The organism is Helicobacter cholecystus, assembly GCF_003364215.1.
Taxonomy (GTDB): domain Bacteria; phylum Campylobacterota; class Campylobacteria; order Campylobacterales; family Helicobacteraceae; genus Helicobacter_G; species Helicobacter_G cholecystus.
In genome coordinates this window covers 259,485-276,521 of record NZ_NXLU01000001.1, presented here as the reverse complement: position 1 = coordinate 276,521, position 17,037 = coordinate 259,485, and the positions used below count along the sequence as shown (strand labels likewise).

The window sequence follows — 17,037 nt, the reverse complement described above, 5'->3', positions numbered from 1 at the left end:
TTAAGTGAAAAAGTTCAATCCCGAGCGAAGAAAAACCATCCTTAAATGGGTGGGCAGTGTTGGAACATTAGGTGTAGGGGCAATGGTGTGGAGCATGTATCTTAAGGGTGCTAGCAAAACCGATGCCCTCCGTCCACCTGGGGCAGGAAGTGAGGAAGATTTTCTTTCAAGCTGTATTCGTTGTGGTTTGTGTGTAGAGGCTTGTCCTTATCTTACCCTCAAGCTTGCAACTCCTGGGAGTGGTATTAGCGCTGGAACACCTTATTTTGAGCCAAGGAAAATTCCTTGTTATATGTGCAAAGACATTCCTTGCACTTTTGCTTGTCCAAGCGGAGCCTTGGATATCAAACGTTTGGTCAAAGAAACTCAGGAACCAAGCATTAATGAGGCAAAAATGGGTGTAGCAGTGATTGACACTACTCATTGTATTGCTTATGGTGGGATTCAATGTGATGCGTGCTATCGTGCGTGTCCTTTAATCGGTAAAGCTATTTACCTAGAACTTCGTCATAGCAAATTCACAAATGAGCATTCTGAACTTTTACCAATGGTGAATGCTGAAATTTGTACAGGATGTGGAATGTGTGAGAGAGCATGTGTAACACAAAAACCTACCATTAGAGTTTTAAGAAGAGAAAGAGTGCTAGGAAGTGTAGGAGAGCATTATATCCGAAGCTGGAAGGCTGGTGATGAGGAAAGAATCCAAGAAAATACTGCCCCCTCAAGTCCAAGACAAAATGCACTGGATTATCTAAATAATGGAGGATTTTGATGGCTAAGGTATGGAAAGCAAAATACCTCTTTTTGCGTCGAATTGTACAAATAGGGATTTTGGCGTTATTTGTTCTAGGGAACTATGCTCTTTTAGAGTTAAAAACCCCCAATGGAATCATTGGCTCCAGTATGCTTAATACTGAGAATTCAAACTTTGAGGGAGTATTGGTTAATAGAGAAAACTTCAGTCATATCCTCAGTGGAGATTTAAGTTTTAGCAGAGTCCTCGATTCTATCCCCCTAAGCGATCCTTTTGCAACATTGCAACTCTTTGTTGCTGGAGGGGGATTGGCTTTTGATGTATGGCTTGGAGCTTTAATTGTAAGTCTTTTTTATGGCATTTTTGCTGGAAGGGCTTATTGTGGCTGGGTATGCCCAATAAATCTAATTACAGATTTAAGTGCATGGCTAAGGAGAAAATTCTCTATTACAACCTTATTTTTAAATATTCCTAGAGGATTTAAATATTTGCTTCTAGCCTTGAGTCTATTTCTATCTATGCTCTTTGGTGTAGGTGCTTTTGAAATGATCAATCCTGTAAGCATGTTCTCTCGTGGCATTGTCTTTGGGATGGGGTTTGGAATCTTAGGCATAGTGATGATTTTTTTATTTGATCTCTTTGTGCTGAAAAATGGATTTTGTGGGCATATTTGCCCTATTGGTGCAACTTTTTCACTGATTGGAAAATTTTCACTCCTCAAAATCAAGCATAAGGTACAAAATTGTACCAAGTGTATGAAATGTATTGAGGTGTGCCCTGAAAAACAGGTCTTAGATATGATTGGAAAAAAAGATGCAAGAGTCACACAAATGGCATGCATTAAATGTGGAAGATGTGTTGATGTTTGTAATGATGATGCATTAAGCTTTAGTATTTTAGGAGGAAAAAAATGAAAATGCATAAAATTGCAATTTTAGGAAGTGTATTGTTGAGTTTTGCTTTTGGTGCAAAAGCTATAAGTGACACAGATATTGGACTAAGAAATGTACCATTAAATAATGAGGAAAAAGTGCGGCTTCAAGATTTTAAATATGGAGATAAGGCTCCAGGAGAGAGTAAAGTTTTTGACCGAGCCTATGAGAATGCTCCTCCAATGATTCCCCATGATGTAGAAGGAATGACAGATTTTACTCAAAGTACAAATGCATGTCTTGATTGTCATTCTCCAGAAGTTGCAAAAGACGTGGGTGCAACTGCAGTTCCAAAATCTCATCTTTATGATTTAAGAAATGCAAAGGCAATTTCAGATGGAATTTCAGACAGTCGATGGAATTGTACTCAATGCCATGCTCCACAGGCTCAATTAAAACCACTTGTAGGAAATACATTTAAACCTGAATATCGCAATAAAAATAGCAAAAATAAATCAAATCTTTTAGATGTGATTAATGAGGGTGTGAAGTAATTGACATTTTTAAAACGCTTTGCAAGAGAGGGGGTCTTGCAAAATATGCCTTATGCAACCTCTGCCCTTTCAGAAATCTGTATTCATTGTAAAGATCAACCCTGTATAGCTCATTGTCCTGAAAATATTATCACTCTTAATCCTGACAACCTTCCCACGCTTGATTTTTCAGAGAATGGATGTGTGTTTTGTGGCAAGTGTGTAGAAATATGTTTTGAGCACAATGGGGAACATACAGGATTCCAAAGAGAAAGAGAGCAAACACAGGTGATCATGAAAATTTCTGTAAATGCCTGTTTAGCGTGGAATAAATCAATTTGCTACTCCTGCAAAGATGTTTGTCCTAAAGAAATCAAATATCTAGGAATGTTTTATCCTGAAATTATTTCTTGCAATGGTTGTGGTCTCTGTCTTTCGCGCTGTCCCAATGGAGCAATTAAAATAGAGAGGATGAAAGATCTTTTGTAATAGAAAAATTTTGGGTGAAGAATACTCAAGCCAACTCCCCCTCTTTAAGAGAGAAGAGGGGTATAAAATTATATTATTTGCGATTTTTTCCTGCAATAATAAATCTTAAAGCATTAAGTTTAATAAACCCTTGTGCATCACTTTGATTGTAAACACTATCTTCTTCAAAGGTTGAATATGCCTCATCAAAAAGAGATTTGGGTGATTTTCTTCCTACAACAATAACATTGCCTTTATAAAGTTTCAAACGCACCTCACCCTCAACATTCTCTTGGGTTTTGTCAATCAAAGCTTGAAGAGCCTCTCTCTCACGAGAAAACCAATAGCCATTATAAATCAATGAAGCATAACGTGGCATCAATTCATCTTTAAGATGCGCCTCCTCACGATCAAGAGTAATACTCTCAATAGCTCGATGTGCTTTAAGCAAGATTGTTCCACCAGGAGTTTCATAGCATCCACGAGATTTCATTCCCACATAACGATTTTCCACAATATCAAGGCGACCAATTCCATGTTTTCCTCCTAGAATATTGAGTTTTTCAAGTAGTCTTGCCGGACTTAGAGCTTCTCCATTGATCCTGACTGCATCACCACCCTTAAATCCAATAGTAATCTCCTCTGCACTATCAGGTGCATCTAAGGGGGAGGTTGTCCATCTCCACATACTCTCTTCAGGTTCAATATTTGGATCTTCTAAAATTTGTCCCTCATAAGAGATATGCAAAAGATTTGCATCCATAGAGTAGGGAGATTGATTGGGCTTTTTCTCAATAGGAATCCCTGCACTTTGTGCATAAGCTAAAAGTTTCTCTCTACTATTAAGATCCCATTCTCTCCAAGGGGCAATAACCCTTATAGAAGGGTTGAGTGCATAAGCCCCTAACTCAAATCTTACTTGATCATTCCCCTTTCCCGTTGCTCCATGAGCAATTGCATCAGCCCCTACCTCCTTGGCAATTTCTACAAGGCGCTTAGCAATAAGAGGCCGAGCAATACTTGTCCCCAATAAATACTCTCCCTCATAGATTGTATTTGCCCTAAACATAGGAAATACAAAGTCTCTTACAAACTCTTCTTTCAAGTCCTCAATAAAAATATTTGAAGGCTTAATGCCCAGTAATTGTGCTTTTGCTCTTGCAGGCTCAACCTCCTCACCCTGACCAATATCAGCAGTAAAGGTCACAACCTCACAACCATAAGCATCTGCAAGCCATTTAAGAATCACACTTGTATCGAGTCCGCCTGAATAAGCTAGAACCACCTTTTTAATCTCTTTCTTCATTTATTCCTCCTTAACTTATGATGAAAATATTATTCACAACAACTTGGAGCTTGTAGGGTTGTAGGATAACCCTGCTCTTTCCACGCCTTAAATCCACCTACAAGTAAGTAGACTTTCTCAAACCCTAGCTTTTTTGCCCAAAGACACGCCGTATCTGCACTTGAGCTCAAATAATGTGATCCACTGCCACTGTCATAAATTACAACAACTCCTCTTTTATCTCCCCCCATTTTTTCAGCAAATTGCTCTTGACTTCCCAATTGGTTATCCCATTGTAAGATCCCATTAGCATTTTTATTTGAAGCAGAAATCTCAAAATTTTTGGCCTTTGGAATCATTCCTAGTAAATACTCTCCCTTTGGAGAAACACTTAAAATTGAGAAAGCAGAATTTAAATCCATAAGCTTTTTTAACTCTTTGGGTGTAATAAGGGAGTAATGTCCTATATCTGCACGATTAATCATAATTTCTGCATCATCAATGAGTGCTTGAGGAGCATTAGGCTTTTCTCCAACCTGAAGCTTTTCTATAACTGCATCAATGCTCACACCAGTATCCTTTTTTTTCTCCCCACAACCTCCAAGAATTAAAAAAGAAATAAACAAAGCAAAAAGAGTTTTTTTCATAATCTATCCTTTAAGTGTCTCAAGTTCACAAAGCACTTTTTCTAGCTTTTCTTGTGCATTTTTTAATCCCTCTTGATGAGTTTTAATCACAGTTTGAGGAGCATTTTTAACAAAATTTTCATTTCCTAATATTGCACTGAGTTTCATCACTTCAGATTCTAACTTTGTTTTTTGATTTTCTAAGCGTTTTTTTATCCCACTTAAATCAATATTTTCAAGTGAAAGAAAACACTCACAGCTCTCTCCCACATCCCCAATACTATTTTGAGGTTTACTCTGCACAAATTCACAAACTTCAACTTTTGCAAGCTTTGTGACGAAAGTTTTAAATAGCTCTTGATTTTGACTTTGAGCCTTGATTGCTATGCTATGAATACTTTGATTTCCTAACTCAAGCAAGATTTTTAATCGTCTAATGGAAGTAATTGCATCTTTAATTAAAGTAAATTCTTTTTCTATGTTTTCATCTCTTTGTTTTGCATGTGGGAATGGGGCAATCATAATACTCTCCTCATTCTCCAAACTTGTGCCCAAAAGCTTATGATAGAGATATTCGCTTAAAAATGGCATATAAGGGTGCAAAAGTTTCATAGAGGTGATAAAAATACTTCCCAACTCTCTAATACTCTCTTTGCTTGCCTTAGCCAACTCAATTCCCCAGTCACAAAACTCTCCCCATAAAAAGCGGTAAAGCACACTTGCCCCATCATTAAAGCGATAATTCTCAAGTGCATCTCTAAATTCTTTAATCGTGTGTTGAAGTCTTGAGTTTAAATAAATCCCTAAAGGTGTGCTAAAACTCTCCAGCTCTTCAAACCTCTCTTTGCCTGTTTGATCCAAATACATCATCAAGAAATTATTTGCATTAAAAAGCTTATTTGCAAAGTTTTTAGAGAGATCTAATTCTTTTTCAGAAAGTTTGATATCTCTTCCTTGTGCACAAAGGGATGCAAGAGTAAATCTTAGGGCATCAGCTCCATGGGTCTTGATTTTTTCAAGGGGGTCAATGACATTGCCCTTGCTCTTACTCATTTTTTGCCCATGTTCATCTCTGACAAGTGCATGCAAATAAATATCTTTAAAGGGCACTTCTTTAAAAACAGATTCACCACTTAAAAGCATCCTAGCTACCCAAAAGAAGAGAATATCAAACCCTGTAATCAGTAGAGAGTTTGGGTAAAAATCTTTTAAATCACTCTCTCTCCATTTCTCTCCTTCTCCCCACCTGCCATTACCCCAACCAAGAGTACTAAATGCCCAAAGCCCTGAGCTAAACCAGGTATCAAGCACATCAGGATCTTGAACAACCTTAGAACTTCCACATTTTGGACAAGTTGGTTTGTCTTCAAGAGCGACAAATTGCTCTGTGCATTCACAATAAAATACAGGGATTTGATGCCCCCACCAAAGCTGACGAGAGATACACCACGGACGTAATTCCCTCATCCATGCATCATAATTATTCTTCCATTGTGCTGGAAAAAATTTACTCTCACCTCTATCCACTGCCTCTATAGCTCCACGAGCAACTTTTGGAGAAACAAACCACTGCTTAGAAATATAGGGCTCAACAATATTTCCACACCGATAACATTTACCAACTTGATTTTTATAATCCTCAATCTTCTCTACAAATCCCCCTTCTTGAAGCTTTTGCACAATCACATCTCTTGCCTCAAGCCTCTCCATTCCCCTAAACTCCCCAGCATATTCATTCAAGATTCCATTTTTATCAAAAATGGTGATAAATTCAAGATTATGACGTTTGCCCACCTCATAATCATTGACATCATGAGCAGGAGTGACTTTCACACAACCTGTTGCAAACTCCATGTCTACTGCTTCATCAGCAATAATTGGAATTTCACGATTAAGCAATGGCAAAACAACACTTTTTCCTAGTAAATGAGCATAACGCGCATCATTGGGATTAATCATCACCGCACTGTCACCAAAGAATGTTTCAGGTCGAGTTGTTGCAACAATAATAAATTCAGAACTATCTTTAATAGGATATTTGAGATGATAAAGCTTTGTGGTATTTTCTTCATACTCTACTTCAATATCTGAGAGAGCCCCATCATGTGTGCACCAATTAATCATATAATTTCCCTGATAAATAAGCCCCTGTTCATACCAAGATTTAAAAGCAAGCTTAACTGCACTCTTAAGCCCCTCATCCATTGTAAATCGTGTTCTACTCCACGCAGGGGTAATCCCTAAATGCTCCATTTGAGAGAGAATCATTCCTCCACTCTTCTCTTTCCACTCCCATACTTTTTCAATAAATTTTTCTCTCCCCAAATCTTCCTTTTTAATTCCCTGAGCAAGAAGTTGTTTTTCTACTACATTTTGGGTAGCAATCCCTGCATGATCCATTCCAGGCTGGTAAAGTGTGCGATAGCCATCCATTCTTTTATAACGTGTGATGATATCTTGGAGAGTAAAGGTGAGGGCATGTCCAATATGAAGGACTCCCGTAACATTGGGTGGTGGCATCATGATGGCAAAATTTTTTCCCTCTTGGGCAATTTTTGCATTCCCTTCTATTTCAAAATATCCCCTATTTTTAGTAATTTGATAAATAGTTTGCTCAATTTCTTGGGGATTATAAGTTTTCATTTTTTAACTTCCTTAAAGTAGCTTTTTTGTAAAATTATATCACTTGACAAAGACAAAGCTGTCCCTCCAGAATTAATAAACTAGGAAATTTGATGCCATTATCTAATCTTAATCCCGAACAAAAGCAAGCTGCTACTGCTTTACTGGGACATAACCTTATCATTGCCTCAGCAGGAACAGGTAAAACTTCTACAATTGTTGGACGTATTGCACACTTACTTTCTATTGGGATTAAACCTAATGAAATCTTACTTTTAACTTTTACCAATAAAGCAAGCAATGAAATGATTGAGCGCGTAGGAAAATATTTTGGTAAAGAAGTGGCCCAAAATATTGAAGCAGGGACATTTCATTCCGTAGCCTATCGTTACCTTAAAGAGCATTTTTCTGTTCTTCTTAAGCAACCCCGGGAACTCAAAATCCTTTTTAAAAGCATCTATGAGCGTCGGACATTCTTGCAAAAAGATCCTACGCCCTACTCCTCTCAATACCTCTATGATCTCTACTCTCTGTTTTTAAACTCTTCTCAAGAAAGTTTTGAACACTATTTAGAAAAAAAAACTCCTGCACAACTTGTATATCTCCCTATTTATGAGGGAATTTTTGAAGAATTTAATGCACTCAAAAGAGAGTATCACTATGTGGACTATAATGACTTGCTCCTGCTTTATAAAGAAGAAATGTGCAAGCTTACCAGCCATTCCCAATGCCCTTATGCTGAGATTTTATGCGATGAATATCAAGATACAAATCCTCTCCAAGAATCTATTCTCCATGCCCTAAAGCCTCAAAGTCTCTTTTGTGTAGGGGATTATGATCAAAGTATTTATGCCTTTAATGGTGCGGATATTTCCATTATTGCCAACTTTACTCAAACCTATCCTAGCGCACAAGTTTTTACTCTTGTCAAAAACTACCGCTCCACTGCTGCTATACTTGATTTAGCTAATCGTGTTATCAGTAAAAATCAAAGAATCTATCCTAAGAATCTAGAGGTCTTTAAACAAGGAGAAGCTCAAGAACCCAAACTTTTAGAATACAATGAGCTTTTTGAACAATATCAGGGTATTGCCAAAAAAATTGCTATGGGAAGATGTAATTATTCAGATATTGCCATTATTTTTCGCAACAATTCAAGTGCCGATGGGATTGAGGCAAGTCTAAGGGAAATGGGAGTAAATTCTAAACGTAAAGGGGGGAGTAGTTTTTTTGAGAGTAAGGAAATTGTGCTTTTACTCGATTTGCTCTCATGTTTTTTTAATCCTAAGGATATGATGGCCTACATTCACGCGCTCAGTTATGGCAAGGGAATAGGAAACTCGATTGCTAAAGATATTTATGAAGGCCTTGCAGTTTTAGGAGAGGGTAATATTATTCAAGGTTTGCTTTCTCCTAATGATAGACCTCCCTATACCCCTAAAGCCAAACAGAGTCAGGCCGGACTTTTTGATGATCTCTTTATGCTAGAAAATCGTGCAAGATTTGATTTTGCTTTAAGCAAAGAATTTGCTTCACATCCCATTTTAGAACATCCCAAGCTCAATATTGAAGGATGTAAATTTCTTAATGAATTCTACATCTTATTTAAACAATCCAAAATGCTTAAAAACCCTACAAAACTTATTGATGCAATCAGCACAAGCACTTTTTTTAAAGAAATTATCCAAACCTTGGCCAAAGAGCGTTCAAAAAACAAAGATGGAAGCTTTGATGAAAATCGTAAAAATGAGGCTTTGGAACGAATCTATCGTAAAATTGAACTTCTTAAAAACTTAAGCACCCCCTATGAAAACTTGGGAAGATTCCTTAATGCTATGATTTTAGGAGGAGCTGAAGCAAGTGAGGGGAGCGGGGTCAATCTTCTTTCCATTCATGCAAGCAAGGGACTAGAATTTGAAGAAGTGTATGTGATTGATCTTATGGATGGACGTTTCCCCAATACTAAACTTATGAGTAAAGGGGGGAGTTTAGATGAGGAAAGAAGGCTTTTTTATGTGGCAGTAACACGGGCAAAAGAGAAACTTTATCTAAGTTATGCCAAAAAAGATGCAATTAAAGATATTGAATATACCCCCTCTATTTTCCTCTATGAAGCAGGAATGATCAAGGGGAGAATTACTCCCCTGGAAAATAATTAGGATTTTTCCAAGGACCATATTTGGCCTTGAGATACTCTTGTGGATTTAATTGCTGTTGTGGAGAAGAAAAATACTCTGGCTTAAGAGATGGGGATTTGCTATAGGCCTTATCCAATCCTGCCCTATTTTCTGTACTCATCATAGGCATACGTAAAAATCCAGTATTAAGATAAGCAGCTAAATCAATTGCTTCTAAAGGTGTAAGTTCAGGATGATCTGCACTTGCGCCAAGTGGCATTGCAGATCTTAAAAATCTTGCCAAAACTGGAATCATTGCCATATGCCCTCCATCTGGCCAAATGAGCAATGAAGGGTACATATGGCCTCCCCCTTGTGCATAATCCTCATTTAAAACACCTTTTCCATCTTCTCCATGGCAAAATGAGCATTTTTGTCCATAGAGCTCTTTCCCCCTAACCGGACTTGCTGCTTGATTAGGAAATTTCATTTCTGCAAGATAAGTTCCTTCAAGTCTGACACCATCTTTAATTTCATAAGCCTTCTTAAGCCATTGAAAATAAGCGATAATGGCCTGCATCTCTTTAGAATCATCTGGAAATTTATGTGTATCAGTACCCCCCATACCACGGATACGATCTTGCAAAGAAATAATTTTCATTGTTTCAATATCAAGCTTGGGGTAATTATTAATTGCATTAATCAAAGGAAGCACATATTTTTTTGTTCCAGGAAGACCATTATCATCTTCCATATGGCAAGCCTTGCAATTGACTTCATTATTTGTCATTTTTAATTTACTCTTGGGACCAACTACCCCTTCTGTATTAGAGAGGATCTCAATCCCATAACGGATTAAATCTCCCTCTTTACCCTTAGGCACATCATCTATGCTTAAGTTTTTTGTCGGCCATTTCTGAACAGGACGTTTAGCATAGTTTTTGAAAAACTCTACACCCTCAACATCACTTAAACTATCTCCAACCTTATAATCTTTTGCACCTAAACAAAGAATGCTTATAAACACAATACTAAATAGTTTCCTCATCATATTCTCCTTGTATTTTATTTTGATTATACTCTCGCTTATTAAAGAAATAAATATTTTGTGACTTAATATAAAATCTTTTTATATTCTTTAAAATTGTAAATTTGTTCTCATAACTGAGGGATTTTTACGTATAATTATGCTCTTCTTGGTCGCGTAGCTCAGTTGGTAGAGCACTACCTTGACATGGTAGTGGTCGTTGGTTCGAGTCCAATCGTGGCCACCATAATTTTCCCTCTCTTTATTTATTTTTTACAATCTCATATTATTATCTATCTTTTATCTTGAATATTCTTGAATTCTCTTCAATCTTTCTATCATAAAACTTTAGTGTATATGAATAAAGCTTTATGATAGAATAACACTTAAATAGTATGGAATATTTTCTAAAATAACCAACAAATCTTTCAAGTTTTAGGAGTTTAAAAATGGCAAAAAGTCTTTATAGCACACTAGAAGTTAGTGAAAATGCAAGTATGGATGAAATCAAAAAAGCATACCGTCGTCTTGCCAGAAAATACCACCCTGATATCAATAAAGAATCTGGAGCAGAGGAAAAATTTAAAGAAATTAATGCAGCTTATGAAATCCTAAGTGATGAAAGTAAAAAAGCTCAATACGATCAATTTGGTGATGGAATGTTTGGGGGGCAAAATTTTAGTGATTTCACACGTGGAGCGGGAGCTAATGGAGTAAATCTTGATGATATTCTCTCTCAAATTTTTGGCAGTGGTGGGGGATTTAGTTCAAGAGGGGGAAGAGGGGGATTTAGTGGGTTTGAAGGGTTTGGAGGAGGATTTGGTGGGTTTGGTTCTCCAAATTTAGACCTACAAGACAGTATCACTATTCCTTTCTCTACAGCAATTTTAGGAGGAAAGTACCATTATAATAATTTTGATATTAAAATCCCAGCAGGAATTAAAGATGCTGAAACCATTCGGCTTAAGGGAAAGGGGAGAAGTAGTGGAGGATATAATGGGGATTTGCTCCTTAAAGTTAGAGTTGCAAATGATGAGAATTATGAGCGAGATGGGGATAATTTGATAAAAACTATTGATATTCCACTCAAGACTGCACTTTTTGGTGGTAGCATAGAGGTGCAAACTCTCTATAAAGATGTTAAACTCAAAATCCCTCAAGGGGTTAAAAATGCTCAAAAATTTCGTCTCAAGGAACTTGGAGCAATGAATAGAAAAAGTGGAGTTAAAGGTGATCTTTACCTTAAAGCTAATATTGTTATGCCAAGTGTGAGTTCATTCTCACCAGAGCTTATTGAACTATTACAAAAGGAGCTATAACGATGTACAGTTATGATGAACCTGTTTATCTTATTAGTGTTGTAGCAAAAATCTTAGAAATTCACCCTCAAACCCTACGTCAATATGAAAAAGAAGGCTTGATTCAACCTGGGCGAACTGATGGGAAAATGCGTCTTTACTCTCAAAGAGATATTGATAAGATTAAAACCATTTTACGCCTTACAAGAGATTTAGGCGTTAATCTTGCGGGTGTAGATATTATTTTACGCCTTAAAGAACGACTTGATGAGCTTGATGCTCTTACAGAAGAGCTTAGAGCCCAAACCCAACGTCCTAAACCCAAATCCGTCACTCTTAAACAAAGCTCTTATGAAATTATTTTAAAAAAATGAGAAACCTCTCCAATCTCCTGCGCCCTAATAAATTAGAAAATTTTGTAGGGCAAAGTCATATCATTGGTAAGGAAACACCTTTATACAATGCACTTTCTGCTAGAGTTTTACCCCATTGTATCTTTTTTGGTCCTCCAGGGTGTGGAAAAACAACACTTGCTCGAATCTTAGCCCAAAGCATTGGGAGTGAATTTTATGAGTTCAATGCCACGCACTTTAAACTTGAAGATTTAAGGAAGATCATTGCTCCAAATTCCTTGCTTAAACCTGCAATCTTTATTGATGAAGTCCATCGTCTCAGTAAAACCCAACAAGAAGCCCTACTTCCTATTATGGAGGAAAATCAAGCCTATATTTTTGCCTCAAGCACACTTAATCCTATATTCTCATTGACTAATGCAATCCGCTCTAGAAGTTTTATTTTTGAATTCCTCCCTCTCAGAAAGGAGGAAATGCAAAAACTCATAGACAAGGCATTAGAACTCTTAAAAATAGACATTACCCATGAAGCAAGGGAATATCTCATCTCTTCAAGTGGTGGGGATGCAAGAGCAATGCTTAACCTTCTTGATCTTGCTTCGTTGAGTGCTCCAATTACCCTTAAAACACTCAAATCTTTACGACCTACTCCAATGAAAGAGGGAGTAAGTGAAGAGGATACACACTACAATCTCTCAAGTGCGCTGATTAAATCTATTCGTGGAAGTGATGAGAATGCAGGAATTTATTATCTTGCTAGAATCATTGAGAGCGGAGAGAGTGCAGAGTTTATTGCTAGAAGATTGGTTATTTTAGCAAGTGAGGATATTGGTAATGCCAATCCCAATGCGCTCAATCTTGCTGTAAGCACACTTCAAGCAGTAAGAAAAATCGGTTATCCAGAAGCTAGAATCATCCTTGCACAATGTGTGATTTATCTTGCCTCAAGCCCCAAGAGTAATACAGCTTATGAAGCTATTAATCGTGCAATGGAATATCTTCAGAACAATCCTCCTCTACCTATTGTAGAAAATATTTTACCCACAAGTCCAAATTATCGCTATCCTCATGATTTTGGAGGATGGGTGGAACAGAGATATTTAGAAGCTCCTTTAGAGTTTGTTAAAAAGACTTCCAAAGGATTTGAAAAAACACTCAATGAGTGGTTGGAAAAAATTAGGAATAAACATTAGATTTTCTCAAAACAATTAAATTTACTCTTATTTTTTATTATAGGGACTTTGATTTTGATGTGCATGCTTCTCAACCTATTCAAACCCTAAGTGGTAAGAAACACTAATATTCCTAATGATAAGCATCAAAACATTAAGGAGTTTGCATTGGGACTAAATGCTAGTGAAGTAGCCAGTCTAATGGGGATAACTATTTCTGCAATGGGAGTCTTTATTGCAATAACCACAATTGTTGTAAGCTGTGTTGCTATCTATATTCAAAAATCATCAATCAAGAAAAATGAGCAAGAGTTTAAAGAACATTTTGACAAAATGCTTGATACAGTTTCACAAAATCCAATGGTTTTGGAAAATTTTATAAAATGTATTGTTGAAAAAGATGAGTTTAAAAAGAGATTTTTGGATTTAATACGCACAGAAACAGAAAATATTCTAGATTCTAGACAAACTATTAAATCAAAAGAACAAAATAACGTAGATTATGAGTTATCACAAGAAGAGTTAAAAGTGCAAAGCCAATTCCAAGGAAAGGAGTAAAAATGAATATAGAAGAATTAAAAAGTATCCTTTTGGGAAAAAGTGCAGAAGAAATTCTAGATATCTTAAAAATCAACAATGCTCCTGTAGATATAAAAACTATTCTAAGAGAAAAGCTTAATATCACTATTAGCGAAAAAATGGAGTGGGACAAACTTGCACTCGATGGCAGTGTATATCTTAAAAATGGCTATCCTGAAATTTGGCTTAACACCTCTTTTTCTGAGAATAGACAAAATTTTACACTTGCTCATGAATTGGGGCATATCGTTAATGATATTCTCCCTAATCTTGATCAAGAAAATATGTCAATAAATGATGATTACAACACGCTTTATCGCAGTGAATCGGAAGATCCAAGAGAATCAAGGGCAAATAGCTTTGCGGCAAAATTCCTAATGCCTCTAAGACTAATAGCACAGGAAGCAAAAAGGCTTACAGAAACTCCCGAGTTTAAAAATCTCAATCTGCAACAGGTTATCCAAAGAATGGCGGATAGATTTAGAGTATCTTATGATGCTATGAAATGGCGGCTTGTAAATTTAAAATATATTGATAAGTCAAAACTCTAATAAAAAATAGGGAGTATTTACAATAATAGAATTAAAAAACCTAAGAAGTGGTACGCCCAAGAGGATTCGAACCTCTGACCTACGGCTTAGAAGGCCGTTGCTCTATCCAGCTGAGCTATGAGCGCATATCAATAAGAGCTATGGTACGCCCGAAGGGAGTCGAACCCCTAACCCCCAGATCCGAAGTCTGGTGCTCTATCCAGTTGAGCTACGAACGCACGAAAAGCTTTTATGGGGTGGGTGATGGGGATCGAACCCACGACCCTCAGGACCACAATCTGATGCTCTAACCAACTGAGCTACACCCACCATAAAATCAAGAAGAATGGTCGGGGCGAAAGGATTCGAACCTTCGACCCCTTGGTCCCAAACCAAGTGCGCTAACCAGACTGCGCTACGCCCCGACAAGAAAATAAACATAAAACTTGCGATTATATCTCAACTCCCTTTTGTTGTCAAGAGATTTTCAAAAAACATAGGTATAACTCAACCCCAACATCCAAGTGGAGAATTCTGCACGATACACTCCTTCAAGTATGCCTTGTCTAAGTGGTGCTTTAACTTCTAGCTCAAAACGATTATTAAGATAAAGAGTATAGGCAAATCCTGCTGATATCATAGGCATTACAAAATAATCACTCACCACATCTGTGCCATCATTACCAAATTCATAACTTCCTACCCCCACACCAAATCCTCCAAAAATCCCAAAACTATGATTTTCTAGCACTACAAAATCATAAAGCATCTCAATATATCCACTATAATTAAGATTAGAGGTGGCAAAAATTTCTGTGCGCCTGCCTTGTTGAGCATCCCAAAAATTATCACTAAGCCTATCACTCCAATCTCCCAAATGCACATAAGAGCGAAGTCCAAGATAAGGGGTAAAATAATACTGGTATCCCAATCTAAAATACCATGTAAAATCATTATCATAGAATCGATGATTATCCCCGCTCCCCCCTATCCATACACGATTAAACATACCGCCTATACCAACACCTATCATCACTCCATTGCGATTGCGTATAAATAATGGCTCACTCTCATCATCGTCATACTGTTCTTGATAGATGGGTTGTGGCGGTGGGGAGAGTGGTTTTTTACTCTTTCGCGGGGGAAGTTTCATCTTAGGACGAGATTGGGGATAAAACATCATCTCCTGCGTAATAGGACGCGATTGCTCTACATCAACCTTGAGTTCGTGATTGTCTTTACGTGTTGTATTCCCTATTGTAGGGGGATAGACCTTAACCTTAAGTTCAGGAATTTGCACATTTTGCGCTCTTTCTTGTGTAGGGGGAATGACTTGGACAGGGATCTGTGTTGAAGCCATAGATTGAGAGAGGTGGCTGGGTATAGGAGTAATTTGCACAGGAAGAGATTGTGCTCTTCCTTGTGATTGCATTTGAGGCGCTGGCCGAATCTGAGTGGCAATTTGAGAATTTCCCACAACTTTCCTTGGTGCCAAAGAGGGTTGAATATTGATAGGAATATCACTTTTGGCTGTATAGCCATAACTTTTATTTGCCACAACTTTAGGTTGTAATTTCCCCCGATATTCTATTAAACCCTTATTTGTATCTCCACGATTATTGGCAGAGGTTACAGAATAAGAAATGGCTTCATTCCACCCAACAAGTAAAAGAACAAAAAAGATTATTCGCATATTCTTTTTGCCATTTCCACAATTCTATTAGCATACCCCCACTCATTGTCATACCATGCCATAATCTTAAGATGTTTCTCTTGAAGTATAAAAGTTAAATCCTTGGCAATAATTGCACTGAGTGGATTTCCTATAAAATCACTAGAAACTTTATATTTTTCATCAAATCCAATAATCCCTTTCATTTCTTTATGCATATATTCTTCAAAAATTTCATTTAATCTCTCTATCTCCAAAACTTTTTTTACCCTTACCCCTAAATCCACCATAGACACATCAGCTACAGGAACTCTTAGACTATGTCCATGCATTTTTCCCTTAAGATTGGGGAGAACGCGATAAAGAGCCTTAGCAGAACCTGTGCTTGTAGGAATAATGTTTAATCCTGCACATCTTGAACGACGAAAATCACTGCGATGCGCATTATCAAGTAAATTTTGATCATTGGTATAGGAGTGAATTGTGCTAAGTATTCCGCTCTCAATCCCAAAATGAGCATCTAAGATCTTGCAAATTGGGGCTAGAGCATTTGTTGTGCAAGATGCATTTGAGATAATAGATTCACCCCTGTATTCTTGATCATTCACCCCTAAAACAAAGGTATGAGTATCATCAAGTGCGGGAGCTGAGAGAATGACTTTTTTTGCTCCTTTTCGCAAATAATGAGAGGCGAACTCTTGGGTAAGAAATTTCCCCGTAGATTCAACTACCACATCAACAGATCCAAAATCAATATCACAAGGATTCTCAAAGTTAGAGAGGATAATTTTTCTACCCCCCACTCCAAAATACCCCTCATTAAATTCTACTTCATAAGGCAAGGCTTTGTGGATTGTATCATTGCAAAAAAGATAATGCAACACTTTCCAATTACTCACATCATTAAGAGCGACAAGCTCTACATTTTTGCTTTGTAAAATTACTCTTGCAATGCTTCTCCCCAATCTTCCAAAACCATTGATTGCGATTTTAATACTCAAAATTTCCCTCTTCTTTTTTAATTTTTTATAACTTTAAAGCAATTTTCAATCCAATTTCTTATCTCCCTACTTCAAGCAGTAATTAACTCAGTATTAGATAAAAGTAGTGTATGATTTTGTTGTATTTT

General features: G+C 37.1%; 16 protein-coding genes and 5 tRNA genes. 11 read left to right on the top strand and 10 right to left on the bottom strand.

Annotated features, from left to right (window positions below; translation table 11 throughout):
• Positions 1-4: 4 nt before the first annotated feature.
• The 4 genes from napG to CQA62_RS01505 are packed head-to-tail and all read left to right on the top strand — an operon-like array spanning position 5 to position 2,648.
• Positions 5-772, top strand: a complete 768-nt coding sequence (gene napG, locus CQA62_RS01520; protein WP_104724046.1) for a ferredoxin-type protein NapG — start codon at positions 5-7, stop codon at positions 770-772.
• A complete protein-coding gene (gene napH, locus CQA62_RS01515) occupies positions 772-1,668 on the top strand; it encodes a quinol dehydrogenase ferredoxin subunit NapH (RefSeq protein ID WP_104724044.1) in 897 nt (298 codons plus the stop codon). The genes napG and napH overlap by 1 nt, the downstream gene beginning before the upstream one ends.
• Entirely contained in the window at positions 1,665-2,180 is a 516-nt protein-coding gene (locus CQA62_RS01510) for a nitrate reductase cytochrome c-type subunit (RefSeq protein WP_104724042.1), read from the top strand. Before napH ends, CQA62_RS01510 begins: the two co-directional genes overlap by 4 nt.
• The gene (locus CQA62_RS01505; protein WP_104724039.1) at positions 2,181-2,648 is read left to right on the top strand and encodes a 4Fe-4S dicluster domain-containing protein; all 468 of its coding nucleotides are present in this window, start codon (positions 2,181-2,183) and stop codon (positions 2,646-2,648) included.
• A 73-nt stretch (positions 2,649-2,721) separates the two neighbouring features.
• On the opposite strand, the gene CQA62_RS01500 is transcribed toward CQA62_RS01505, so the two are convergent.
• The 3 genes from CQA62_RS01500 to CQA62_RS01490 are packed head-to-tail and all read right to left on the bottom strand — an operon-like array spanning position 2,722 to position 7,181.
• On the bottom strand, positions 2,722-3,933 hold the full coding sequence (locus tag CQA62_RS01500; protein WP_104724036.1) for an argininosuccinate synthase: 1,212 nt from the start codon (positions 3,931-3,933) through the stop codon (positions 2,722-2,724).
• Between the two features lie 29 nt (positions 3,934-3,962).
• Positions 3,963-4,559 carry a rhodanese-like domain-containing protein gene (locus CQA62_RS01495; RefSeq protein WP_104724033.1) on the bottom strand — a complete coding sequence of 199 codons (597 nt, stop codon included), beginning with the start codon at positions 4,557-4,559 and terminating at the stop codon, positions 3,963-3,965.
• A 3-nt stretch (positions 4,560-4,562) separates the two neighbouring features.
• Positions 4,563-7,181, bottom strand: a complete 2,619-nt coding sequence (locus CQA62_RS01490) for a valine--tRNA ligase (RefSeq protein ID WP_104724030.1) — start codon at positions 7,179-7,181, stop codon at positions 4,563-4,565.
• A 92-nt stretch (positions 7,182-7,273) separates the two neighbouring features.
• Between CQA62_RS01490 and CQA62_RS01485 the strand changes: the two genes are divergently transcribed.
• Positions 7,274-9,319 carry an ATP-dependent helicase gene (locus CQA62_RS01485; protein ID WP_104724027.1) on the top strand — a complete coding sequence of 682 codons (2,046 nt, stop codon included), beginning with the start codon at positions 7,274-7,276 and terminating at the stop codon, positions 9,317-9,319.
• On the opposite strand, the gene CQA62_RS01480 is transcribed toward CQA62_RS01485, so the two are convergent.
• Positions 9,297-10,325 (bottom strand): c-type cytochrome, encoded by a 1,029-nt coding sequence (locus tag CQA62_RS01480; protein ID WP_104724024.1) that lies wholly within the window; start codon positions 10,323-10,325, stop codon positions 9,297-9,299. The two genes, CQA62_RS01485 and CQA62_RS01480, sit on opposite strands and share 23 nt — an antisense overlap.
• A 150-nt stretch (positions 10,326-10,475) precedes the next feature.
• Here CQA62_RS01480 and CQA62_RS01475 point away from each other — a divergent pair.
• The 6 genes from CQA62_RS01475 to CQA62_RS01450 all read left to right on the top strand — a co-directional run bounded on the left by CQA62_RS01475 (position 10,476) and on the right by CQA62_RS01450 (position 14,257).
• A tRNA-Val gene (locus CQA62_RS01475) sits at positions 10,476-10,551 on the top strand.
• A 202-nt stretch (positions 10,552-10,753) separates the two neighbouring features.
• A complete protein-coding gene (locus CQA62_RS01470) occupies positions 10,754-11,623 on the top strand; it encodes a DnaJ C-terminal domain-containing protein (protein WP_104724021.1) in 870 nt (289 codons plus the stop codon).
• A 2-nt stretch (positions 11,624-11,625) separates the two neighbouring features.
• The gene (locus tag CQA62_RS01465; protein ID WP_104724017.1) at positions 11,626-11,976 is read left to right on the top strand and encodes a heat shock protein transcriptional repressor HspR; all 351 of its coding nucleotides are present in this window, start codon (positions 11,626-11,628) and stop codon (positions 11,974-11,976) included.
• Positions 11,973-13,148, top strand: a complete 1,176-nt coding sequence (locus CQA62_RS01460; RefSeq protein ID WP_104724013.1) for a replication-associated recombination protein A — start codon at positions 11,973-11,975, stop codon at positions 13,146-13,148. Before CQA62_RS01465 ends, CQA62_RS01460 begins: the two co-directional genes overlap by 4 nt.
• Positions 13,149-13,295: 147 nt before the next feature.
• The gene (locus CQA62_RS01455; RefSeq protein ID WP_104724010.1) at positions 13,296-13,685 is read left to right on the top strand and encodes a hypothetical protein; all 390 of its coding nucleotides are present in this window, start codon (positions 13,296-13,298) and stop codon (positions 13,683-13,685) included.
• A 2-nt stretch (positions 13,686-13,687) separates the two neighbouring features.
• Positions 13,688-14,257, top strand: coding sequence for an ImmA/IrrE family metallo-endopeptidase (locus CQA62_RS01450; RefSeq protein ID WP_104724006.1), 570 nt, complete (start codon positions 13,688-13,690; stop codon positions 14,255-14,257).
• 48 nt (positions 14,258-14,305) lie between these two features.
• Here the strand turns inward: CQA62_RS01450 and CQA62_RS01445 are convergent.
• The 6 genes from CQA62_RS01445 to gap form a co-directional block, all read right to left on the bottom strand.
• Positions 14,306-14,382, bottom strand: a tRNA-Arg gene (locus CQA62_RS01445).
• Between the two features lie 16 nt (positions 14,383-14,398).
• Positions 14,399-14,475: transfer RNA gene (locus CQA62_RS01440), tRNA-Arg, on the bottom strand.
• A 14-nt stretch (positions 14,476-14,489) separates the two neighbouring features.
• Positions 14,490-14,566, bottom strand: a tRNA-His gene (locus CQA62_RS01435).
• A 17-nt stretch (positions 14,567-14,583) separates the two neighbouring features.
• Positions 14,584-14,661, bottom strand: a tRNA-Pro gene (locus CQA62_RS01430).
• 62 nt (positions 14,662-14,723) lie between these two features.
• Positions 14,724-15,929, bottom strand: coding sequence for an outer membrane beta-barrel protein (locus tag CQA62_RS01425; RefSeq protein WP_104724004.1), 1,206 nt, complete (start codon positions 15,927-15,929; stop codon positions 14,724-14,726).
• The gene (gene gap, locus CQA62_RS01420) at positions 15,920-16,909 is read right to left on the bottom strand and encodes a type I glyceraldehyde-3-phosphate dehydrogenase (protein WP_324753852.1); all 990 of its coding nucleotides are present in this window, start codon (positions 16,907-16,909) and stop codon (positions 15,920-15,922) included. The genes CQA62_RS01425 and gap overlap by 10 nt, the downstream gene beginning before the upstream one ends.
• Between the last annotated feature and the right edge of the window lie 128 nt (positions 16,910-17,037).